The sequence below is a fragment of the Isoptericola sp. 178 genome (assembly GCF_030586525.1).
Classification (GTDB): Bacteria; Actinomycetota; Actinomycetes; order Actinomycetales; family Cellulomonadaceae; genus Isoptericola; species Isoptericola sediminis.
Genome location: NZ_JAUQYN010000001.1, coordinates 851569 through 872269, shown reverse-complemented (window position 1 = coordinate 872269; position 20701 = coordinate 851569). Strand labels below are relative to the sequence as shown.

The 20701-nt window shown below is 72.7% G+C and carries 17 protein-coding genes and 1 tRNA gene; 5 read left to right on the top strand and 13 right to left on the bottom strand.

The window, feature by feature from the left end; translation table 11 throughout:
* Nucleotides 1-94: 94 nt before the first annotated feature.
* From pknB to Q6349_RS04040, 7 genes are read right to left on the bottom strand one after another with little or no spacing between them, the layout of a single operon-like run.
* A complete protein-coding gene (gene pknB / locus Q6349_RS04070; protein ID WP_304602971.1) occupies nucleotides 95-2173 on the bottom strand; it encodes a Stk1 family PASTA domain-containing Ser/Thr kinase in 2079 nt (692 codons plus the stop codon).
* Nucleotides 2174-3586 carry a serine/threonine-protein kinase gene (locus tag Q6349_RS04065; RefSeq protein ID WP_304602970.1) on the bottom strand — a complete coding sequence of 471 codons (1413 nt, stop codon included), beginning with the start codon at nucleotides 3584-3586 and terminating at the stop codon, nucleotides 2174-2176. It lies immediately after the preceding gene.
* A complete protein-coding gene (locus Q6349_RS04060) occupies nucleotides 3583-5043 on the bottom strand; it encodes a penicillin-binding protein 2 (protein WP_304602969.1) in 1461 nt (486 codons plus the stop codon). Before Q6349_RS04060 ends, Q6349_RS04065 begins: the two co-directional genes overlap by 4 nt.
* A complete protein-coding gene (locus Q6349_RS04055) occupies nucleotides 5040-6668 on the bottom strand; it encodes an FtsW/RodA/SpoVE family cell cycle protein (protein ID WP_304602968.1) in 1629 nt (542 codons plus the stop codon). The genes Q6349_RS04060 and Q6349_RS04055 overlap by 4 nt, the downstream gene beginning before the upstream one ends.
* Nucleotides 6665-8002 (bottom strand): PP2C family serine/threonine-protein phosphatase, encoded by a 1338-nt coding sequence (locus Q6349_RS04050; RefSeq protein WP_304602967.1) that lies wholly within the window; start codon nucleotides 8000-8002, stop codon nucleotides 6665-6667. The genes Q6349_RS04055 and Q6349_RS04050 overlap by 4 nt, the downstream gene beginning before the upstream one ends.
* Nucleotides 8003-8009: 7 nt before the next feature.
* Nucleotides 8010-8489 carry an FHA domain-containing protein gene (locus Q6349_RS04045; RefSeq protein WP_304602966.1) on the bottom strand — a complete coding sequence of 160 codons (480 nt, stop codon included), beginning with the start codon at nucleotides 8487-8489 and terminating at the stop codon, nucleotides 8010-8012.
* 10 nt (nucleotides 8490-8499) lie between these two features.
* Nucleotides 8500-9219 carry a DUF3662 and FHA domain-containing protein gene (locus tag Q6349_RS04040; protein WP_171246694.1) on the bottom strand — a complete coding sequence of 240 codons (720 nt, stop codon included), beginning with the start codon at nucleotides 9217-9219 and terminating at the stop codon, nucleotides 8500-8502.
* A 239-nt stretch (nucleotides 9220-9458) separates the two neighbouring features.
* Between Q6349_RS04040 and Q6349_RS04035 the strand changes: the two genes are divergently transcribed.
* A tRNA-Leu gene (locus Q6349_RS04035) sits at nucleotides 9459-9542 on the top strand.
* Between the two features lie 255 nt (nucleotides 9543-9797).
* Here Q6349_RS04035 and Q6349_RS04030 read toward each other — a convergent pair.
* Nucleotides 9798-9977, bottom strand: coding sequence for a hypothetical protein (locus Q6349_RS04030; RefSeq protein ID WP_304602965.1), 180 nt, complete (start codon nucleotides 9975-9977; stop codon nucleotides 9798-9800).
* Between the two features lie 316 nt (nucleotides 9978-10293).
* Here Q6349_RS04030 and Q6349_RS04025 point away from each other — a divergent pair, with 316 nt between their 5' ends.
* The gene (locus tag Q6349_RS04025; RefSeq protein WP_304602964.1) at nucleotides 10294-10845 is read left to right on the top strand and encodes a TetR/AcrR family transcriptional regulator; all 552 of its coding nucleotides are present in this window, start codon (nucleotides 10294-10296) and stop codon (nucleotides 10843-10845) included.
* A gap of 36 nt (nucleotides 10846-10881) precedes the next feature.
* Complete coding sequence (locus tag Q6349_RS04020; RefSeq protein WP_304602963.1) at nucleotides 10882-11889, top strand: NAD-dependent epimerase/dehydratase family protein; 1008 nt, start codon at nucleotides 10882-10884, stop codon at nucleotides 11887-11889.
* Nucleotides 11890-12007: 118 nt separating this feature from the next.
* Here Q6349_RS04020 and Q6349_RS04015 read toward each other — a convergent pair whose 3' ends face one another.
* The 3 genes from Q6349_RS04015 to Q6349_RS04005 all read right to left on the bottom strand — a co-directional run bounded on the left by Q6349_RS04015 (nucleotide 12008) and on the right by Q6349_RS04005 (nucleotide 14625).
* The gene (locus tag Q6349_RS04015; RefSeq protein ID WP_171246701.1) at nucleotides 12008-12484 is read right to left on the bottom strand and encodes a cupin domain-containing protein; all 477 of its coding nucleotides are present in this window, start codon (nucleotides 12482-12484) and stop codon (nucleotides 12008-12010) included.
* A 177-nt stretch (nucleotides 12485-12661) separates the two neighbouring features.
* The gene (locus tag Q6349_RS04010) at nucleotides 12662-13552 is read right to left on the bottom strand and encodes an RNA polymerase sigma-70 factor (protein ID WP_304602962.1); all 891 of its coding nucleotides are present in this window, start codon (nucleotides 13550-13552) and stop codon (nucleotides 12662-12664) included.
* On the bottom strand, nucleotides 13549-14625 hold the full coding sequence (locus Q6349_RS04005) for an NAD(P)/FAD-dependent oxidoreductase (protein ID WP_304603091.1): 1077 nt from the start codon (nucleotides 14623-14625) through the stop codon (nucleotides 13549-13551). The genes Q6349_RS04010 and Q6349_RS04005 overlap by 4 nt, the downstream gene beginning before the upstream one ends.
* A 111-nt stretch (nucleotides 14626-14736) precedes the next feature.
* Here Q6349_RS04005 and Q6349_RS04000 point away from each other — a divergent pair, with 111 nt between their 5' ends.
* Nucleotides 14737-15540, top strand: a complete 804-nt coding sequence (locus tag Q6349_RS04000) for an alpha/beta fold hydrolase (protein ID WP_304602961.1) — start codon at nucleotides 14737-14739, stop codon at nucleotides 15538-15540.
* Between the two features lie 54 nt (nucleotides 15541-15594).
* Here the strand turns inward: Q6349_RS04000 and Q6349_RS03995 are convergent, their stop codons facing one another.
* Nucleotides 15595-16365: a SurA N-terminal domain-containing protein gene (locus Q6349_RS03995; protein WP_304602960.1), complete on the bottom strand. Its 771-nt coding sequence runs from the start codon at nucleotides 16363-16365 to the stop codon at nucleotides 15595-15597.
* A 114-nt stretch (nucleotides 16366-16479) separates the two neighbouring features.
* Nucleotides 16480-18750 carry an RNA polymerase recycling motor ATPase HelR gene (helR, locus tag Q6349_RS03990; RefSeq protein ID WP_304602959.1) on the bottom strand — a complete coding sequence of 757 codons (2271 nt, stop codon included), beginning with the start codon at nucleotides 18748-18750 and terminating at the stop codon, nucleotides 16480-16482.
* A 278-nt stretch (nucleotides 18751-19028) separates the two neighbouring features.
* Here helR and Q6349_RS03985 point away from each other — a divergent pair, with 278 nt between their 5' ends.
* Entirely contained in the window at nucleotides 19029-20699 is a 1671-nt protein-coding gene (locus tag Q6349_RS03985) for an RNA-binding domain-containing protein (protein WP_304602958.1), read from the top strand.
* Nucleotides 20700-20701 lie beyond the last annotated feature (2 nt).

The window sequence follows — 20701 nt, the reverse complement described above, 5'->3', positions numbered from 1 at the left end:
TTGTTCTGAATCGACAGCGAGCGGCCGACCACAGGTCGCTGGCCGATGCCGACGGCGCGATGGCGGGGACCTCTGGAGTCCCCGCCACCGGCGGTCAGTCGGTCGGGTCCGGCTCGACCGGGAGCCACGCACCGTCGTCGGCGCTGCCGCTCCCGTCCTGCTGACCCGGGGGCTGCTCCTCCGGTGTCGGACCACCGGTGCAGTTCTGCCCGGGCTCGCCGGTCGAGACGGTGATCGTGACGGTGGAGCCCACCTCGACCTCGGAGCCGGCGCCCGGGTCCATGGCCGAGACGAAGCCGGAGCAGTAGTCCGCGGAGCTGGCGGTCGTCTGCTGGACGTTGACGTTGGCCTCGCTGTTGAGCCGCTGCTCGGCCTCCTGGGCCGAGAGCCCGACCACGTCGGGCAGCTGGACGGTCTCGACCTCACGCTCCTCGCCGATGGAGATCGTCACCGACTCGTCGCGACCGATCGTGCCGGCCTCGGGCGACTGGTTGACCACGCGGCCGGCGTCGTTGGCGTCGTCGACCTCCTGGCGCTCTGTGTTCCAGCTGATGTTAAGGCCGTCGAGGGTGCTCTTGGCCTCGTCCTCGGACATGCCGATGAGGTTCGGCAGCTCGACCTGGCCGTTGGCCACGGTGAGGTTGACGCTGTCGCCGGGTTCGACCGCCTCGCGGGGCGCCGGGTCGGTCGAGATGACCTCGCCCTCGTCGAAGTCGGCACTGGCCTGCTCGGAGACCTCGCCGACCTCGAGGCCGGCGTCCTCGATCTGGGACTCGGCCTCGTCCTGGGACAGGCCGGTGAGGTCCGGCATGCCGAAGGTCTCCGGGCCGGTGGAGAAGAAGACGTCGACCGTCGAGCCGGCCTCGACCTCCTCGCCCGACGCCGGGTCCGACCGGGTCAGGGTGTTCTCCGGCTCGTCGGAGTCGGGGTCTGGCCGCTGGGAGAAGCCGAGCCCGACGGCCTCGAGTGCCCGCTCCGCCTCGGTCGGGCTCATGTCCGAGGTGAGCTCGGGCACCGTCACGGTCTCCGGGGCGGAGTCGCCGCCGCGCAGCGCGAAGAACAGGATCGTGGCGAGGGCCAGCACGGCGACGGCGATGAGGGTCCACATCAGGCCCTTGCGGCTCTGGTCGTCCCTCTCCGGCGGCCCCGCACCGACGGCCGACTGGTCGGCGGTCGTTCCCGCCGTCCCCCACGGCGACTGCTGGGCGGGGTTCATGACCTGGGTCGAGCTGCCGTCACCCAGGACCTGCGTCGCGGCGTAGCCGGCAGCAGCGCCGGCCGCCAGCGCACCGATGGCCGGCGCCCCCACGGCACCGCCGCGCATCGCGGACTCGAGGTCCGAACGGAAGTCCGCGGCCGTCGAGTACCGCTGGTCGCGGTCCTTCGTCAGGGCGGTCAGGACGATGCGGTCGAGCACCTCGGGCACGTCGTTGGCGAACTCGCTGGGTCGCTGCGGCGCCTGGCCGACGTGCTGGTAGGCCAGCGCCACCGGGGAGTCGCCGATGAAGGGCGGACGGCCGGTGAGCAGCTCGAACAGCACGCAGCCGGTGGAGTACAGGTCGCTGCGGGCGTCCACCTGCTCGCCTCGCGCCTGCTCGGGCGAGAGGTACTGCGCGGTGCCGATGACGCCCTGGCCCTGGGTCATCGTCGCGGCGGAGTCGGCGACGGCGCGGGCGATGCCGAAGTCCATCACCTTGACCGCACCCGTGGGCGTGATCATGACGTTGGCGGGCTTGATGTCGCGGTGCACGATGCCCGCGTGGTGGGAGTACTCGAGCGCGCTGAGCACGCCGACCGTGATCTCGACGGCCTCCTCGATCGGCACGGCGGCGCCGTCGGCGAGGATGTCCCGGACCGTGTGGCCCTCGACGTACTCCATGACGATGAACGGGATGTGGACCTGGTGACCGACGGCGTCGGTGGAGATGTCCTCGCCGGTGTCGTAGACGGCGACGATCGCCGGGTGGTTCAGTGCTGCGGCGGACTGCGCCTCGCGGCGGAACCGGGCGAGGAACGACGGGTCGCGTGCGAGGTCGGACCGCAGCACCTTGATCGCGACCGTGCGGCCCAGGCGTGCGTCGTGGCCGATGTGCACCTCGGCCATGCCGCCACGGCCGATGAGCTCACCGACCTCGTAACGGCCGGCGAGTACTCGGGGCGTGTTCTCCACCACTCAGACGTCCTTCTCGGTCATGGCCGCGCCGACGGGGCGCGGCGGGTCTGGGAGCATCATCCCAGAGTCGGTCACGGTCATCGCCCCCACGTTCACGGAATGTGTCGTGCCTGCGGTCGCGGAGGCGTCCCCGTCGTCGCCGGAGCCGCTGACCAGCGTCGCCACCAGCAGGACGCCGAGCAGACCCAGCAGCGCGAGCAGCGGCCAGGAGAGCCGGCCGAGCGGCCCGAGCCGGTGCCCGGTCGTCGTGGAGGTCCGCTCCGGCCCCGACCGGTTCCTGCTGCGGGAGGAGCCGCTCCGGCGGGTCCGCTCCTCCACCTGTGCCGGGGTCGCGCGAGTGGCGCCGTGCACGTCGCGCCGCGCCGGGTAGGCGCGCGGGACGGGCGGACGGGCCGGGTCCCGCGGCGGACGTGCCGGCACCTCCGGCGCGTCCGGCGTCGCGACGCCCGCCGACCAGTCCGGACGGGCCGGAGCCGTCCGGCGCTCGGCCGGGGGTGACGGTTCCTCGGTGCGCGCGTGCCGGACCGGTGCCGGCCGGCCGGTGCGGGCCGCGCGTCGCGCGGACCGGGACCGGGCGCCGAGCGGGTCCTCGGCGATCTCGGCGGCGAGCGCGTCGAGCTCGTCGGCGAGATCGGCTCCGGACGCCGGTCGCTTGCCCGGGTCCTTGGCGAGCATCCGCATGATGACGTCGACCAGGCCCGGGTGCACCGCCTGCGGCAGCGGCGGGACGGCGTTGTTGACGTGCGCGACGGCGATGTCCACCGGGGTCGACCCGGTGAACGGCCGCTTGCCGGCGGTGGCCTCGTAGGCCACCACGCCGAGGGCGTAGAGGTCGGAGGCGGGGGTGGCGGCCTGCCCGACGGCCTGCTCGGGCGACAGGTACTGCGCGGTCCCCATGACCATGCCCGTCGCGGTCATCGTCACCTGGTTGGCCGCCAGCGAGACGCCGAAGTCGGTGATCTTCACCCCGCCGTCGTGCTCCAGCAGGATGTTGCCGGGCTTGACGTCGCGGTGGACGACCTTGGCCTTGTGGGCGTGGTGCAGGCCGCGGGCCGTGGCGGCGAGCATCGGCAGCAGCTTGCGGGGCGCCACCACGGGCTCGCGCTCGAGCAGGTCCGCCAGCGGCTCGCCCAGCACCAGCTCCATGACGAGGAACCCGGCGCCGTCCTGCTCGCCGTAGTCGTACATCTGGGCGATGTTGCGGTGGGACAGCGAGGCGCTGTTGCGCGCCTCGATGCGCAGCCGACGCAGGAAGTCCTCGTTGCCCGTGTACTCCTCACGGAGCACCTTCACCGCGACGTCCCGGCCCAGGTAGCTGTCGTCGGCGACCCACACCTCGCCCATGCCCCCGACGGCGATCCGTCGGGTCAGGCGGTAACGGTCCCCCAGGGACAGTCCGGTCGTCGGCCTCATCCGTTGAGCACCGCCTCCATGACGGCCCGCGCGATCGGCGCGGCCACCCTGCCGCCGGTCGCCTCGGACGTCCCGATGGACCCGCCGTCCTCCACCATGACGGCGACGGCCACCTGCGGGTCGTCGGCCGGGGCGAACCCGGTGAACCACACGTGCGGCGGCTCGGAGCCCGTGCCGTGCTGGGCGGTGCCCGTCTTGCCGGCCACCGTCACGCCGGAGATCTGCGCTCCCGTGCCGGACCCGCCCTCGACGACGCCGATCATCATCTCGGTGAGCTGCTGGGCCGTGTCGGCGGAGACGGCACGGCCGAGTCCGCTGGGCCGCGTCTCGGAGACGACGTCGAGGTTCTGGTCACGCACCCGGGCGACCGAGTGGGGCTCCATGACCTCGCCGTCGTTGGCGATGCCGGCCGAGACCATGGCGATCTGCAGGGGTGTCGCCCTGACGTCCCACTGGCCGATGGCGGAGGTCGCCACGAAGGCCGGGTCGATCGGCGGGTCCGGGAAGACGCTGGCCGCCGTGCCGAACGGGACGGCGAAGCTCTCGTTGAACCCGAACGCCTCGGCCTGCTCCTGCAGCGCCTCGTCGCCGAGGGAGACGCCGAGCTGGGCGAACGCCGTGTTGCAGGAGATCCGCAGCGCGTCGGCGAGGGTCTGCTCCCCGGACGGCGAGCAGGCGGTGCCACCGTAGTTGCGGATGGCGCTGTTCGTGCCCGGCGGGGTGTAGGTCTCGGGCGCGTCCACGACCGACTCGGCCGTGTAGTCCCCGCTCTCCAGCGCCGCGGCGGCGGTGACGAGCTTGAACGTCGACCCCGGAGGGTAGATCTCAGAGGTCGCGCGGTTGTTCAGCGGCTTGTCGTCGCTGTTCGACAGTGCGAGGTAGGCGTCGTTGGCCTGCTTGGTGTCGTGCGTCGCCAGCTCGTTCGGGTCGAAGGTCGGCTTGGAGACCATCGCCAGGATGCGGCCCGTGGACGGCTCGAGGGCGACGACGGCGCCGCGCTGGTCACCGAGCGCGTCCCAGGCGGCCTGCTGGGCGGCCGGGTTCACGGTGAGCTCGACGGCGGACCCCTGCGGGTCGGACCCGGTCAGCAGGTTCTGCAGCCGGTCCGCCCACAGGGCGTCGGCCGAACCGGCGAGGAAGTCGTTCTCCGCTCGTTCGATGCCGGAGGTGCCGCTGACCAGCGAGTAGTACCCGGTCAGCGGCGCGTAGAGGCGTCCCTGGGCGTACTCGCGCTGATAGTTCCACTCGTCGTCGACGGGGACGGAGTCGGCCACGGCCTCGCCGCCGACCACGATGGGGCCGCGGTCGGTGCCGAACTGCTCGTAGAGCGTGCGGGCGTTGCGCGGGTCGTTGTTGAGCGACTCCGCGGCGAAGAACTGGATCCACGTGGTGGAGACCAGCAGCGCGAGGAACATGACCATCACGATCGAGGCCAGACGACGAGCGGTCTTGTTCACGGGCGGTCACCTCCTCGCGGGGCCTCGGGCGTGGTCGGGTCGATGTACTCGGTGGGGTCCGACGAACCGCTCGCGCCGGTGGTGCCCGAGCTGTCGCGCTCGGCGAGGCTGCGGCGTGGCAGCCGGTTGCCGGCCACCGGGGTGCCGCCGTCGGGCGGGGGCGGGGGCGTCCCGCCCACGGACGGGGTGCCGGCCACAGGGGTGCCGTCGTCCGCGGACGTGCCGCCGACGAGGACGGGCTCACGCTCGGCCGCGCCGACCTGGCCCCGCACGGGCAGGTCGGAGGGGCGCCGTGCGCTGTCGGAGATGCGCAGCAGGAGTGCGATGACGATCCAGTTGGCGAGCAGGGACGACCCGCCCTGGGCCATGAACGGCAACGTCAGACCCGTCAGCGGGATGATCCGCGTGATCCCGCCGACGACGACGAAGATCTGCAGGGCCATGACGAACGCCAGCCCGGCGGCCAGCAGCTTGCCGAAGCCGTCCCGCACGGTCAACGCAGCCTTGAACCCGCGCTGCACGATGAGCAGGTAGGACAGCAGGACGGCGGCCAGGCCGGTCAGACCCAGCTCCTCGCCGAGGGCCGCGTAGATGAAGTCCGAGTAGGCGTACGGGATCTGGAACGGCCGGCCCTCGCCCCAGCCGGTGCCGAACAACCCGCCGTTCGCCATGGAGAACATGCCCTGGACGAGCTGGAAGGAGCCACCGACCTCGCGGTCGTACTGCTCGGCGTCCAGGGGGTGCAGCCAGACGTCGATGCGCGCGCCGACGTGCGGGAACAGCTGGGCCGCGGAGAACGCCCCCAGGGCGAAGAGCGTCATGCCGAGCAGGATCCAGCTCGAGCGGGCCGTCGCCTGGTACAGCATCGCGACGAACAGGCCGAAGAAGAGCAGCGACGTCCCCAGGTCGCGCTGGAACACGAGGATGACCAGGGACACGCCCCAGACGAGCATGATCGGCCCCAGGTCCCGCAGGCGCGGCAGGTGCAGACCGAGGACCTTGGGGCCGGCCAGGGCGAGGGTGTCCCGGTTGACGACCAGGTAGCCCGCGAAGAACACGGCCAGCGCGATCTTCGCGAACTCGGCGGGCTGCAGCGAGAAGCCGCCGATCGTGATCCAGATCCGGGCGCCGTTGATCTGCTGGCCCAGGCCCGGGATCAGCGGCAGCGACACCAGCAGCAGACCCACCAGCATGAAGATGTACGTGTAGCGGCGCAGCCAGCGATGGTCGCGCAGCAGCCACAGGAGGGTGAAGGCCACGCTCGCGCCCAGCAGGGACGCGGTCATGTTGCCGACGGCGTCCGCCGGGGCCATGCCGGGCGAGCCGGAGATCTCCAGCCGCCAGATCATCGACAGCCCGATGCCGTTGAGAAGCACGACCGCGGGCAGGATGACCTGGTCGGACCACGGGGCGCGCAGGCGCAGGACGATGTGTGCGACGAGGGCGGTGGCGGCCAGCAGGGCGCTGCTCCCCCAGAAGCTGTCCGGCAGCTCCCCGCGGATGGACGTCCCGACCATCGCGTAGCCGCCGATGCCGCCGGCGAGGGCCAGCAGGAGCAGGAATACCTCGGCCAGGCGCAGCGGACGACGCTGCCGTGGCGTCACGGCGGGTTCGTCAACGGTCACGCGTCACCCTCCTCCGCCGCCTGCGCGGGCTCCTCGCTCGGCGAGGAGTCGGGGCGCGGGCTGCCCGACGAACTCGGTGAGGACGACGGGCTGGGAGAGGGGCTCGGGACCGGCGTCGGTGCGGCTTCCTCGGCGAGACGGTCGGCGCGTTCCAGCGCCTCGTCCAGCGAGCCCGTGCGGATCGAGCCGTCGAGGCGCTCCACCCAGTAGGCGGGCAGGTCGTCGACCGAGGTGTCCGTCACCTCGACGGCGCGGGAGAGCGTCAAGGGGCCGGCGTCCTGCGGGATGCCCTGGTAGACGGCGACCTGGCCATCCGCGACCCCGAGGTAGTACTGGTCCTGCGTCCAGCCGTAGGCCCACCAGCCCCCGAGGCCCACCCCGGCGAGCACGAGGAGCAGCACGAGCACCCCGACCCAGGGGCGACGCTTCGGGCGGACGTCGTCGGTGCCGTCGTCCTCGTCGTCCGCGTCGTCGGTCGGGTCGGTCGGTGCCGACTCCGTGGTCGCCGGCTCGGTGCCCGTGTCGCGAGAGACCGGGGCGGCCACGTCGGTGGCCGCCGCCCCGACGACCTGGGTCGTCTCGGTCGGGGCCGCCGCCGGAGTGGTCTCGTCGTCGACCAGGTCGGCGACGACGACGGTGATGTTGTCGGTGCTGCCCGCGGTCATGGCCAGCGTGATCAGCATGTCCGCCGCCTCGTCCGGCGACTCGCACCGGGCCAGGACCTCGGTGATCTGGTCCACGGGGACGAACCCGGACAGGCCGTCCGAGCAGAGGAGCCAGCGGTCGCCGGCCCGTGCCTCGCGGATCGACATGTCCGGGGTGAGGTCGACGTCGAAGTCGCCCAGGACGCGCATGACGACGTTGCGCTGCGGGTGCGTCTCGGCCTCGTCCGGTGAGATCCGGCCGGTGTCCACGAGGTGCTGGACGAAGGTGTGGTCGACGGTGACCTGGGTGAGCTTGTCGTCGCGCAGCAGGTAGGCGCGGGAGTCACCCAGGTGCGCCATGGCCAGCGTGTTGCCGGAGCGCAGCAGCGCCGTGACGGTGGTGCCCATCCCGGCGAGCTCGGGCGAGATCTCCGAGGCGTGCACGAGGTCCTGGCGGGCTCGCTCGACCGTCTCCTCGAGGTCCTGCAGCGCCTGGTCGGGGCCGTGCTCCGGGGTGTCGAGCGGCGCCAGGGCGGAGATCGCGAGGCTGGAGGCGATGTCGCCGCCGGCGTGCCCGCCCATGCCGTCGGCGACCACCAGCAGGTTGGGTCCGGCGTAGGCGGAGTCCTGGTTGTCGTGGCGCACCAGACCGACGTCGGAGCGCGCGGCGTAGCGCAGGGCGAGTGTCACGGGGCGGTCATCCCTGCAGCTCGACGACGGAGCGGCCGATCTGCACGCCGACACCGGGGGCGAGCTGGGCGGGCGACGAGACGCGCTGGTCGCCGAGGTAGGTGCCGTTCGTGGACCCGAGGTCCTCGACGTACCACTGGTCGCCCTGCGGGAAGATGCGAGCGTGCCGGGAGGAGGAGTAGTCGTCGTCCAGCACGAGGGTGCAGCTCGGAGCGCGGCCGATGAGGATCGACGAACCGGACAGCGGCAGGGTCGTACCGGTCAACGGCCCCTGCGTGACGACCAGGCGGGTCGGGCCGGAACGGCCGGAGGGCCGGGGAGCGGCGACCGGCGCCGCCGCCGCGGCGACGTCGTCCGACTTCTTGGGCGCCCGGGGGGTGCCGCGCAGCGCCAGGTCGCGGCGCAGCACGGCCACGGCGGAGAGCACGAACACCCAGAGCAGCACCAGGTATCCCAGCCGCAGCAGGGTGAACGTCAGCTCGCTCATCCGGGGCGGATCACCACTCCTCGTTCGATCGTCCGGCGGACGTGCCGGTCCAGAACATGATCCGGGTCCGTCCGATGGTCAAGGTGTTGCCGTCCAGCAGCGTCGCCGCCGGGACCTGGTGGCCCTCGACGAAGAGTCCGTTGGTGGAGCCGAGGTCGGTGGCCACCGCTCCCTCCTGCGTCACCCGGATCTCCAGGTGTCGGCGCGAGACGCCCGGGTCGTCGACGACGATGTCCGCCTCGGCGTCACGGCCGATGACCGTGACGGGGCCGGTGAGCAGGTAGCGCTGACCGTCGATGTCGATGAGCGGGTGGCGCGTGCTGGGTGCCGGGTTGGTCGCCGGCGCGACGTTGCCCCGCACCGTCGCCGAACGGAGCTCGAACCGGCCCCGGGTCAGCTGGCTGTTGCGCTCGAAGGTCACGCTGACGGGACCGACGAACGCGTAGTGCTGGGAGGAGGCGTACTCGGTGAGGTTCGCGGCGAGCTCGTCGGCCATGGTCTCCGCTCCCCACGACTGCACGTGGTCGAAGTCCTCCGGCCCGAGCTCGATCGTGAACTCGTTCGGCGCCACGGTCCTGTCGTAGCCGACGACGGCGGCACGGTCGTCGATCTCGCGCCGCAGCCTGCTCGCCAGCTCGACCGCCTTGACCTCGCTGCCTCGCCCGACCTTCGCGAACGCGTTGTTCATGACCCGCTCGACGCTCTTCTCGAAGCGGTCCAGCGCTCCCATGCCACCTCCTTCCGTCAGCCCGCGTGTGCGGGCAGACTATCCAGATCGTAGGCATCGCTGCACCATCCGCGCCCGTGAACCTGTGGATTTCGTGCGAATCCCTCGGGAAGAGGTGGCGCTCCGGATCACGGCCGGATCACGACGCGGAGCGCGCGGTGCAGGTGTGACGTACGTCCCCGCACGAGGCCCCGGATCGGGTTGGGATGCGGGGGCGGGTGCGTGCTAATCTGCTCCGGCAAGCGCGAGTGGCGGAATAGGCAGACGCGCACGGTTCAGGTCCGTGTGCCCGAGAGGGCGTGGGGGTTCAACTCCCCCCTCGCGCACCGCAGACTGAGTCCCGGCCGGGGTGACCCGGCCGGGACTTTTGTCGTTTCCGGGTGGTTCGTTCCGGGCCGCACGTGGCGTGGGCCGGCGTGGTCCTGGTCGGCGGCACGAAGGCCGTCGCGACTCTGCGGCAGATTCCGAGCTTGATGGGCGGCAGGGTCCGACTCTTTGCGGCGGCAGATTCCGACTTCAGGTAGCGAGCCTCACCCCTCACCCGGGGCCTCCCGACCGGTCCGCGGGACCGGCCTGCCCGCTCATGACCGGGAGGTGTCGCGGAGGTGCTGGTTGTACGTCACGGCAGCGATCGAGTCGAGTGCTTGGACGGCGTAGAAGACGCCGTTCAGTGTGACGACGAGGCCGACGAGAGCGACGAGCCCACCGAGCCAGGCGAAGATGCCGCCCAGCATCATCACGAGTGAGCCGAGGGCGACCATCGACAGACCCGTCGTGACGAAACCCGCCGCGGCTCGGGGTGACCTTCTTGTCGAGCTCGCCGTGCCCGACCTTCTTGCCCTTGTTCGCCATGGTCCTCACCTGTGGAAATCGTCGTGCGGCTCCTGCGGAAAGGCCCCAGAGGTGGCCAGTAGGTCTCACGCCCCACGCGGAGGCGACGCCGGACGACGACGCCGTCGTCGGGCCGATGCCCACTCTCCAGGGAGAAAGCCACCGATGTGCCTGATACGGCCGACGGCGCGTGTGCTCGCCGACCGTTCCGTTGACCGATCACTCTAGAGTGTCTACTCTAGACTCATGAAGTTCGTGCCGGCCGACATCCTCGACGCCGCGGTGACCCTGATCGACGCGGACGGGATCGGCGTGTCCACGGCCAAGGTCGCGGCGGCCGCGGGGGTGTCCAACGGGACGCTCTTCCACTACTTCCGCACCAAGCAGGACCTGCTCGACGAGCTGTACCTGCACCTCAAGCGCGACCTCGCGACGGCGATCGGCGACGTCGACGCCACCGGCTCGACGAAGGACCGGTCCCGCACGATCTGGGACCGGTGGGTCGCCTGGGGCACCGCGCACCCGGCGCGCCACCGGGTGGTCCTGCTGCTCAAGGGCGCAGGTCTGATCCGGCGGGCCGCCGTCGAGGAGGCCCAGACCTACTTCGCCGCCGTGCCCGACGTGCTGGCCGAGGCGGCGGCCGACGGGCAGCTCGTCGACATGCCGCTGCCGTACCTCGCCGAGGTCGTCGAGACCCAGATCGACCTCGCGGTCTCCCGCGACCTCGCCGAGGCCGAGCGCGCAGTCGCGTTCGAGATGGCGTGGGCGTCGATCACCGCACGGAACGCCGCCCGCTAGCGGCACCTCGCTCGGAACCACCCCCGAAGGAGCATCATGTCCACCGTCCTGGTCACCGGAGCCTCCGGATTCATCGCCAAGCACATCCTGCGCGAGCTGCTCGCCGACGGGCACACCGTCCGGGCCACCGTCCGGTCCGACCGGCGGCGCGCCCAGGTCGAGGCGCTCTTCCCGGACGCCGACCTCGAGTTCGTCTCGCTCGACCTGACCTCCGACGAGGGCTGGGACGACGCCCTCGTCGGTGTCGACGTGCTCATGCACACGGCGTCCCCCTTCCCGACCGACCCGCCCAGGGACCCGCAGGACCTCATCCGTCCCGCCGTGGACGGGACCCTGCGCGCCCTGCGCGCCGCCCGGGCCGCGGGGGTGCACCGCGTCGTGCTCACCTCGACCTGCGGTGCGATCTACAAGCCCGCCGACCACGAGTGGTCCCGCCGGAAGACCCGCGAGGACTGGACCGAGACCGACGGCCCCAGGACCACCCCGTACGAGGCGTCCAAGACGCTGGCCGAGCAGGCGGCGTGGCGGTTCGTCGCCGAGCACCCCGAGATGCGGCTGACCGTCGTCAACCCCGGCATGGTGTTCGGCCCGGCGATGGACGAGCACTACGGGTCCTCGCTCGGCACCGTCGAGCAGCTCGTGACCGGGCAGCTGCCGATGCTGCCGCAGATGAACATGCCCGTCGTCGACGTCCGCGACGTCGCGCGGATCCACGTGCGGGCGATGTCGGACGAGGGCGCCGTCGGGCAGCGGTTCCCGGCGAACGCGGGGCCGATGTCCATCCCCGAGATGGCCGGCGTGCTCCGCTCGGCCTACCCGGACGCCGGCATCACGGACCGGGTCGCGCCGAACTGGCTGATCCGGGCGATGTCGGTCGTCATGCCGACGATGAAGACCGCCTCCTCGGGCCTGGGGCTCAACGCCGACGTGGACGGCTCGGACGCGCCGCGCCAGTTCGGCTTCGAGTACATCCCCTCCCGCGAGGCGCTGCTGGCGTCGGCGGCCTCCGTGGGGGCCGGCCAGCCCGTCCGATCCGCGGGCTGACCCCAGCTCGCCGTCACCCGCACCGGCTTTCCCACCTCCCCACGGTGCGTGGCACGAAGGCCCCGGTTCCTCGAACCGGGGCCTTCGTCGTTCCCGGGGGCCCGGCGATCGGCGCGACTCAGGCGTGCCGGTCGGGTTCGCCCTCCTCCGGCTGCTCGGTCCACGACGGCGGTTCGTCGCGCCCGCTCGACTCGTCGCGCTCGGCCTCGTCAGCGGTCTCCTGCACGATTCCTGCCGCGTGATGGGTGGGGGCGTACACGGCGTACAGCCGCATCGGCTCGTCCCCGGTGTTGATCACGTCGTGCCAGGTGCCGGCCGGCACCTGGATCGCCCAGCCGTCGGCGACGTCCTGCACGAAGTCCAGGTCGTCGCGCGCCGGACCCATGACGCACCGACCCCGGCCGGCGTCCAGCCGGAGGAACTGGTCGGTGTCCGGGTGGACCTCGAGCCCGACGGATTCTCCGACCGGGATCGACATCAGCGTGACCTGGAGATGCACCCCCGTCCAGACGACCGCTCGGTAGGCGTCGTTGTGCCGGGTGGCAGCCTCGATGTCGAAGGCCTGAGGACGGGGGCCCTCGTCGGTGACAGTCATGTGCGGTGTCCTTTCGTTCAGCTCGCGCGGGGCGCGACGGTGCCACAGGGCCGTCCGATGCCGGCTCCTGTCAGCATGCTGCCGCCGGCGCGGTGACGCATGCCCGACGGGAAGGACCGTCGCCACAGGGAGACCCCGTCGGGACGGTGACCGCGCACGGCGCCGCTGGTCCTCGGGTCATCGCACCAGTGGCCGCACCTCGTCGACGCCGCCGAGCTTCTCGGGGTTGCGCACGAAGTACAGCGCCGTGACCGCGTCGCCGGAGGTCTCGACCAGGGCGACCACCTCGACAGCGCCGTCCCGTCGGACCACGACGGCGGGCAGCCCGTTGTACGTCGCCTCCTCCCACCGGGTGCCGGTGCCAGCGGTCCGCACGAGCCCGGAGACGAACGCGGCCACCTTCTCCGCCCCGCGGATCGGGTGCCGTGCGGCCGAGGCGAGCCCGCCGCCGTCGGACAGCGAGACCACGTCCGGGGCGAGCACGTCCATCAGCCCCGCGAGGTCGCCCGCCTGCGCCGCCACGACGAAGCGGCGCGCCACCTGGGCACGTTGCTCCGGTGAGGCCTCGAACCGGGGGCGCCGCGCGCGCACGTGCTCGCGCGCACGGTGCGCCGTCTGCCGTACCGCGGCCGGCGTGCGACCGGTCGCGGCGGCGATCTCCGCCCCCGAGAAGCCGAAGACCTCGCCCAGCACGAACACGGCACGTTCGATCGGGCTCAGCGTCTCCAGCACGAGCAGCATCGCCATGCTCACCGACTCGGTCAGCTCGGCATCGGCGGCCGGGTCGGCAGCGGTGCGGACCGGCTCGGGCAGCCACGGCCCGACGTAGTCCTCGCGTCGCCGGCGGAGCGTGCGCAGGTGGTTCAGCCCCTGCCGGGTCACGGTGGCGACCAGGTAGGCGCGAGGGTCGCGGATCTCCCGCCCCGGCTCCTCGGCGGCCTCGACGGCGGCGGACCAGCGCACCCACGTCTCCTGCAGCACGTCCTCGGCGTCGGCGGCGCTGCCCAGCAGCTCGTAGGCGATGGTGAACAGCAGCGGGCGGTGCTCGACGAACGGGTCGGTGCTCATGCCGGCACCGTCGCGGGCAGCAGCGGACCGTCCCCGGCACGGGTCACGGCCCGGGCAGGATGCCGGACGAACCGCACGGTGGCGCGGCAGACCTGCTCCTTGACCAGGGCGGCGGCCCGCCCGCGCAGCACCGGGCCCCGCGGTACGTCCAGACGGTCCGTCGGCTGCACGACGCCGCGCCGGCGACCCAGGCTCACGCAGGTCATCGTGAGGCCGACCGAGACCGGCTGCGGCTGCTCGCCGCGCAGCTCCGCGAGGACCGTCTCGGCTGCCGCGATCCCCAGCGGGATCGCCGTCTGGCAGCTCATCCGCAGCGGGGTCGACGCCGCGTCCCCGGCGGCCACGACGGTCGGCACGTCGACGCCGCGCAGGGCGTCGTCGACGAGCAGGCGTCCGGCGTCGTCCACCGCGAGGCCGCTGTCCCGGGCGAGGCCGGGCACGGCGAACGACGTCGCGTCCACCGTGATGCCGTCGCCGGGTGCGTCCACGTGCTCACCCTCGCGCACCTCGACGCCGAGCACCTCGAGGCCGCGCCGGACGGCGTCCCGGGCGGCCGGGGACAGCCCGGCGGCGAGGGTCCCCGCGACGAGCCGCACCCGCAGGTGCGGGTGGGCCTCGGCGAGCTCGGACGCGGCCTCGATCCCGGTCAGCCCGCCGCCGACGACGGTGAGCCGCGTCCCGGCGGCTGCCCCGTCGACCCGGTGGCGCAGCGCGACGGCCCCGTCCAGGTGGCGTACGGCCAGCGCCCCCGGCATCGCGGGGCCGGTACCGCTGCCCACCGCGTAGACGATCCGGTCGGCGGCCAGGTCTCCCCCGCCGGCGAGCGCCACCCCGTCCGCACCGATCCGCGTGACCGTGTCGAGCCGCAGGTCGACCCCGGGGCGGAGCAGCGGCCGCAGCGGGCGCACGGCCGACCCGGTGCCCGCCACGAGCTGGTGCAGCCGGATCCTCTCGACGAACTCGTCCCGCGGGTTGACGACGGTCACCCGGACCGGCGTCGGCGCCTCGGCGGACAGGTGGTTGGCGGCGGCGACCCCGGCGTACCCGGCGCCCACCACGACGATGTGCTGCATGTCCCTCACGTCCTCTCGTGTCACCCATACGACACCGGCGGAGGCCGGGATGTGACATGGCCGGGCGGCACACCCGGTGGGATCCTGGAAGGGCGTCCCCGGGAGGTCGCGATGGTCCAGCACCAGTCCTCAGGTCCCTGGCACGTCACGTCGACGGACGGCACCCGTCTGGCGGTGTGGAGCACGGGCACCGGTCCCCCGCTGCTGCTCGTGCACGGGTCGATGTCCGACCACCGGCGCTGGCGCATCGTCGACCTGCTCGCGCAGGACCGGACGGTGCACGCGATGGACCGGCGCGGTCGGGGCGGCAGCACGGACGCTCTCGACTGGACGCCGGAGCGGGAGGTCGAGGACGTCGTCGCCGTCATCGAGGCGGTGGCCGCGGACGCGGGGCGGCCGACCGACGTGCTGGGCCACTCGTTCGGCGGCTACCTCTGCGTCCGGGCCGCGGGGCGCACCCCGCACGTGCGGCGGCTGGTGCTCTACGAACCGGCCGTCGTCCAGCACCCTCAGCCGCCCGAGCTGGTCGCCCGCGTGCAGGCGGCGGTCGACGCCGGACGGTACGAGGAGGCCGTCGAGATCATGATGCGCGACGTCCTGCACATGCCCGAGGCGGAGCTCGCGATGCTCCGGGAGCAGCCGAGCTGGCCGGCCCGCGTGGCCACCGCGCCGACCCTGCCCCGCGAGGAGAGCGTCCCGCTGCTGCTGGACCCCGCCGAGGCGGCCGGCGTCACGGCCCCGACCCTGCTCATCCGCGGCGGGGACAGCCCGGAGTTCCTGCAGGACGCCATCCGCACCGTGGCCGGGTCGGTCCCGGACTGCCGGGTCGTGACGCTCGAGGGCCAGCAGCACGTCGCGGACCAGACCGACCCGGAGACCTTCGCGGCCGTGGTCCGGGAGTTCCTCCGGGGCTGAGGCGGCGGCCGACGGCGGCCGGACGTCCCGGCCGGGCGTTCCGCCCGGCGGAGCTCACAGGTTGATCGTGACGTCCGCGTCCTCGCGCAGGTCGGTGACGATCGTGTCGATCGCCGCGCTCTGCTGCTGGCTGGTGGCCTGCTGGGCGAGCTGGTCGCGCACGTCCTCGAACGGGGGAACCTCCGGTGCCGACGCGCCGTCGCCGCCCTGGGACTCCATCTGCGCGACGAGCTCGTCGTACTGCGCGCGCAGCTCCTTCTCGGACGGCTCCTGCACGTCGGCCTCCTGCTCGATGTAGGTCGAGACCTGGAACTGGGTCGCGGCGTCCGCGCGCACCTGCTCCTCCGTCAGGCCCTGCTCCTTCAACGCGCTGATGACCGCGTCGGCGGACTCGAGCCCGTTCTGCGCGGCGACGTCCTCGAGCGTGGACCGGACGTCCTTCGCGGTGGGCTCGATCCCGGCGTCCGCCGCCGCCTGGGTCAGGAGCCGGTTGTTCACCAGCTGCTCGACGACCTGCTTCTTCAGCGCGTCCTGGTCGACCTCACCGGCACCGCTCTGCTGCTGGGACAGGGCCGCCTGCTGCAGCTGTCCCTCGAAGCTCGTGACGAACTCCTCGCGGCCGATCTCCTCCCCGTTGACCTCGGCGACGACGTCGGGCACGTCCTCGAGGTCGGCCTCGGGCGCGGCGCCGGCGTCCGGCGCGGCCTCGGCGCTGGGGGAGGCCGGGGCGGACGAGGTGTCGTCGCCGTCGGACCCGGCGCTGCAGCCGGCGAGGGCGACGACCGCCGCCAGGGTGACGGCGGCGAGGGGACGCTTGATCGACATGGGTGACTCCAGACAAGGGGGTGCGGAGCATCGAGCGTAAACACACGAGTCTGGGAACGGGAGCAGGTGGTGATCAGGTCCTGTTCAGGTGCGCGTGGGTACACTCCCGGCCGCTCACGGCCGGCCCAGCACCACCAGCTCGCGGGTCGCCCGGGTCATGCTGACGTACCGGTCCACGGCCCCTTCGATCCCGTCGCCGAACCCCTCCGGCTCCACGAGCACCACGAGGTCGAACTCGAGGCCCTTGGCGGTCGCGGGGGTCAGGGACCGCACCCGGTCGCGGTCCTCGACGGCGGCGGCCGGCGGACCGGCACCGATCACGCACGCGGTGCCCTCGGGGTGCTGCGCCAGCCAGGTGTCCAGCACGTCCGTGAGCTCCGCCGTCGTGGCGTACCGGACCGGAGTCCCGCCGGGGCGCACCGACGTCGGGACGTTGGCGTCGGGGACGGCCGCGCGGATCACCGGGGCGGCCGCCGCCATGACCTCCTCGGGCGTGCGGTAGTTGATCGTCAGCGACGCCTGCTCGACGCGGTCCAGCCCGACCCGCGCCAGCCGCTCGGTCCAGGACTCGGCGAAGCCGTGCCGGGCCTGGGCCCGGTCCCCCACCACGGTGAGGCTGCGCGACGGGCAGCGGGCGAGCAGCATCTGCCACTGCGCGTCCGTGAGCTCCTGGGCCTCGTCGACGACGACGTGCGCGAACGGCCCGGCGAGGGCGTCCGGGGTGACGACCGGGAGGCCCGCGTCGCCCACCAGCGCAGCCTGCAGGTCCTGCCCGCGCAGCATGGACATCACGCCGAGGTCGGAGTCGTCGGTGGCGATCAGGTGGTCGACGACGTCGGCGATCCGGGCGCGCTCGGCGGCGCGCGCGGCCGTGGCCCGGCGACGGCGTCGGGCGTCGTCCGGGTCCCCGAGCCGGCGCCGCGCCGCGTCCAGGAGCGGCAGGTCGGCCTCGGTCCACGCGCGGGCGTCCGGACGCTGCAGGGCGGCGACCTCGTCCGGCGTGAGCCACGGCGCGCACCGGCGCAGGTAGGCGGGCACGGTCCACAGGTCCCCGACGACGTCGGTGGCTTCCAGCAGCGGCCAGGCCCGGGCCACGGCGCGCCGCAGCGTGTCGTCGGCGGCCAGCTCCTCCCGCAGGTCGGTCCCGGGCTCGGGGCCCGCGATCCCGTAGGCGTCGAACTCGTCGTCACCGAGGTGCACCCCGGGCACGGCGTCCCAGCCGGGGTTCTCGTCGGACCCGAACCCCTCCTCCGCGGGCTCCCCGGCCGCGTCGGCGAGCTTGTCGGCCAGGATCGTCAGCAGCTCGGCGAGGACCACGTCGGCCGCCTCGTTGTGCGGTGTCCCCGGATCAGGGGCGGCGAACGCCTCGGCCCAGTCGCGCGGGTCGAGCCACACGTCGCCCGACGCGGTCTCGAGGAGCATGCCCTCCGTCGGCGGCTCCTCCGAGAGCGCGACGGCCGGGTCGACGGCGGCCACCATCCGCGCGTCCGCCTTGAGCCGGGCGACCTCAGGGTCGGGCTCCGGCCGGGCGCCGTCCCCCTCGGGCAGCAGGTCCGCCAGCGTGCACGTGCGGACCCCCTCCTCGCCCAGGCCGGGCAGCACGTCGGCCACGTAGCCGAGGTAGGGCCGGTGCGGGCCGACGAACAGCACGCCCCCGTGGTGCTCGCCGACGTGCGGGTCGGAGTACAGCAGGTAGGCGGCGCGGTGCAGGGCGACGACGGTCTTGCCGGTGCCCGGCCCGCCGTCGACCACGAGGGTGCCGGCCGAGCCGGCCCGGACGATCGCGTCCTGGTCGGCGGCGATCGTCGCGAGCACGTCGCGCATGCGGGGCGAACGGCTGGCTCCCAGGCTCGCGACGAACGAGGACTGGTCGTCGAGCGCGGCGTGCCCCGCGAGCGCGTCGGACGTGAAGACCTCGTCCCAGTAGTCGGTGACCTGCCCTGCGGTCCACCGGTAGCGCCGGCGGCTGACCAGCCCTCTCGGGTCTCCGTGGGTGGCGCCGAAGAAGGGCTCGGCGGCGGGTGAGCGCCAGTCGAGCAGCAACCGCTCCCCCGCGGCGTCCGTCAGCCCGACCCGGCCGAGGTAGGTGACGACGCCGTCGGCCCGCACCATGCGGCCCAGGCACAGGTCGATGCCGAAGCGCCGCAGCATCCGCAGCCGGGCGGACAGGCGGTGGATCTCCTGGTCACGGTCGAAGGCGGCCTGCCCGGACCGGCCCGGTGCCCGGCGGGCGGCGTCCAGCCGGGTGGTCAGGTCGACGACCTGCCGGTCGATCGCGGTGGCGATCGCGGCGAGGTGCGCCTCGTCGGCGGCGATCAGCGCGGGGTCGTCCTTGGCGGCGAGGTGCTCGGACAGGCGGAACGGTCGGCGAGGCAGCACGGGCATCAGCTCCGGTCGGTCGGCCCGGGGGGCCGGTGAGGCCTGTGATTCTGCGCCTGCCAGGGGGTCTTGCCGCAAGACCCCCTCCGCGCTATAGATTGAAAGTGGCGGGAGGTGTGCTCACCGCTCGAACCCCCACTCGGTGAGCGACGACGACGGACGCGTCGAACGCCGTCAGGACGCGCGCTGCTGGACCCCACGTCCGCTGTGCGCGACAGCCGGCCCACCAAAGTCCATTCAAAACTATGGACGATGGACAGTCACGGCTCGCGAGCCTCAAAATTATGCATAGGCTTGAGATCGTGGAGACGCGCAGCCTCATCGAGGCGGGTGAGACCCTGACGACCGAGTTCAAGTCCGAGGCCCTCAACCACGAGTTGACGAAGGCTGCCGCGTGCCTGGCCAACGGCGACGGCGGTGTGCTCCTCATCGGCGTGGACGACGACGGCACGGTGGTCGGTGCCAGGGGACCAGGTGGTTCCCGTCCGGACCCGGAACTCATGGCCGCGTACATCCAGAACACCACCGACCCCCCGCTTCCGGTCACGGCCGAGCTCGAGCAGATCGACGGCGAGGACGTGGTACGCATCGAGGTGCCGCGGGGTGATCCCGGGCCAGTGGGCACGAAGTCCGGCGTCTTCACGAGGCGCTCGATCGACACCAACGGGCGACCGCAGTGTCTCCCCATGTCGGCGCACGAGATCGTGAGTCTCGGCATGGTGACACGGGGACAGGACTTCGCGGCCGCCGCCGCGGCCGGGGCGACGGTGGAGGACGATCTCGACCCGGACGAGTTCAAGCGGTTCCGGCGGCTCTGCGCCACCAGCGGAGATCATGTTGAACAGTTGTCTGACCGCGACGTCCTCAAGGCTCTCGGACTGGAGCCGTTGCAGGCCCCGGTGAGCCTGGGGGCGGTCCTGCTCTTCGGGCGGCGAGCAGCCGTTCAGCGATGGACTCCGAACGCCGAGCTGTTGTTCCAGGATCTCCGTGGAACCTCACGGACGAATCGGCGGCTCGTCGGTCCGCTGCTCCAGGTGGCCGAGGAGCTCGCGCGACTGCTCGACGAGCGCAACACGTCCCACGAGTTCGTCATCGGCCTGCACCGTGTCGATATCCCGCTGATCCCGTCGGTCACGCGTCGAGAAGCGGTCGCGAACGCACTGGTGCACCGCGACTACTCGGCGCTGGGCCCGACGACGGTCCAGCTGACCGATGCCGAGTTCGCCGTGTCGAGCCCGGGAGGATTCCCCCCGGGTGTCACCGTGGACAACATCCTGGAACAGTCCCGACCGCGGAGCCCACTGCTCGCGGACGCGTTCAAGCGAGCAGGCCTGGTGGAGCGACGGGGCAAGGGTGTCAACGACATGTTCGAGCAGCAGCTGCGGGCAGGCCGGGACTCCCCCGACTACACGAGGAGCACCCCCGACTCCGTCACGGTCACTGTTCCGCTCGGCACTGCCGATCTGGACCTGGTGCGATTTCTTCTGGCCTGGGAAGACGAGCGCCAGCAAGCGCTCGGCCTCCCGGAGCTGCAGGTCGTGCACGAGGTCAAGGCAGCAGGGTCCGCCGGCAGCCACGAGATCGCGAGCATGACGGGGCTGCCCGTCGGTCGAGCGCGTGCGGTGGCCACGCACCTTGTCGAGATGGGCATTCTCGAGGCCAGGGGCGACGGCCGGAGCCGTCGGTACCACCTCACGGCCCGCTTCTACGACAGGGCGCAGGACCGGAACGCCTACGTCCGTGTGAAGGGGGTCGACCCGCTGCAGCAGGAGCGCATGATCCTCGACTACGTCGATGCTTTCGGTTCGATCACCCGAGGTCGCGCTGCCGAGCTCTGCCAGACCTCCCCGCCGCAGGCCCGAACGATCTTGAAGCGGCTCGTCGACGGCGGAAGACTGCGGGTCGTCGGCGAGCGTCGGACCGCGCGGTACGAGGCGGTGGACGGCGGTGCCTGAGC

Coding starts and splice junctions, on each gene's coding strand:
- Q6349_RS04065 (WP_304602970.1), bottom strand. CDS start 3,586: ATGAGGCCGACGACCGGACTGTCCCTGGGGGACCGTTACCGCCTGACC.
- Q6349_RS04045 (WP_304602966.1), bottom strand. CDS start 8,489: ATGAGCGAGCTGACGTTCACCCTGCTGCGGCTGGGATACCTGGTGCTG.
- Q6349_RS04040 (WP_171246694.1), bottom strand. CDS start 9,219: ATGGGAGCGCTGGACCGCTTCGAGAAGAGCGTCGAGCGGGTCATGAAC.
- Q6349_RS04030 (WP_304602965.1), bottom strand. CDS start 9,977: ATGGTCGCCCTCGGCTCACTCGTGATGATGCTGGGCGGCATCTTCGCC.
- Q6349_RS04025 (WP_304602964.1), top strand. CDS start 10,294: ATGAAGTTCGTGCCGGCCGACATCCTCGACGCCGCGGTGACCCTGATC.
- Q6349_RS04020 (WP_304602963.1), top strand. CDS start 10,882: ATGTCCACCGTCCTGGTCACCGGAGCCTCCGGATTCATCGCCAAGCAC.
- Q6349_RS04015 (WP_171246701.1), bottom strand. CDS start 12,484: ATGACTGTCACCGACGAGGGCCCCCGTCCTCAGGCCTTCGACATCGAG.
- Q6349_RS04010 (WP_304602962.1), bottom strand. CDS start 13,552: ATGAGCACCGACCCGTTCGTCGAGCACCGCCCGCTGCTGTTCACCATC.
- Q6349_RS04005 (WP_304603091.1), bottom strand. CDS start 14,625: ATGCAGCACATCGTCGTGGTGGGCGCCGGGTACGCCGGGGTCGCCGCC.
- Q6349_RS04000 (WP_304602961.1), top strand. CDS start 14,737: ATGGTCCAGCACCAGTCCTCAGGTCCCTGGCACGTCACGTCGACGGAC.
- Q6349_RS03995 (WP_304602960.1), bottom strand. CDS start 16,365: ATGTCGATCAAGCGTCCCCTCGCCGCCGTCACCCTGGCGGCGGTCGTC.
- helR (WP_304602959.1), bottom strand. CDS start 18,750: ATGCCCGTGCTGCCTCGCCGACCGTTCCGCCTGTCCGAGCACCTCGCC.
- Q6349_RS03985 (WP_304602958.1), top strand. CDS start 19,029: ATGCATAGGCTTGAGATCGTGGAGACGCGCAGCCTCATCGAGGCGGGT.